This is a genomic window from Pelosinus sp. sgz500959, assembly GCF_042610375.1.
Lineage (GTDB): Bacteria > Bacillota > Negativicutes > DSM-13327 > DSM-13327 > CTSoil-075.
In genome coordinates this window covers 1-734 of sequence record NZ_JBGJZL010000049.1, presented here as the reverse complement: position 1 = coordinate 734, position 734 = coordinate 1, and the positions used below count along the sequence as shown (strand labels likewise).

Below are 734 nucleotides of genomic sequence, written 5' to 3'. Positions count from 1 at the left end.
TGGCAATCCCTCGGGGCTTGCCTTGCAGTATATGCTGCCATGCAAATGCTCATTGAATTTGATATCATCGGTCCATTTTGGCAGCTGAATATTGTACTGGTTTGCATTAACATCATTTTGGCTGTCAGTCTCAATCTGATTAACGGTTTCACAGGGCAATTTTCCATCGGTCATGCTGGATTTATGGCAGTGGGTGCCTATGTAGGTGCAGTACTGACTGTTAAAATGCAACTTCCTTTTATTGCTGCGATTTTGGGTGGTGCCGCTACGGCAGGTTTTCTAGGTTTTGTGATTGGTCTTCCGACCCTTCGTCTTGATGGAGATTACTTAGCCATTGCGACCTTAGGTCTTGGTGAAATTATTCGCATTAGCATTTTAAACATTCCTTATGTAGGCGGTGCCTCTGGTTTTATGGGAATTCCTCGTTATACGACTTTTACGTGGGTCTTCTTTATCACCGTCTTTACTGTGCTCTTTATCCGAAATTTCATTAATTCCACTCATGGTCGTGCGTGTATTTCCGTACGTGAAAATCAAATTGCTGCCGAAGCCATGGGTGTTGATACAACCAAATACAAAGTAATGGCCTTTACCATGGGCGCTGCTTTTGCTGGTGTCGCAGGCGCACTCTTTGCCCATTATTTCTATATCGCTCATCCAGCGTCTTTTACCTTTATGAAATCCTTTGATATTTTAACCATTGTGGTTCTTGGCGGTTTAGGCAGTATCAGTGG

1 protein-coding gene is annotated in these 734 nt (G+C 43.5%); it reads left to right on the top strand.

The features are described 5' to 3' along the window. A partial coding sequence (locus ACAN52_RS21890) for a branched-chain amino acid ABC transporter permease (RefSeq protein WP_378957261.1) occupies positions 1–734 on the top strand: 734 nt, incomplete at both ends.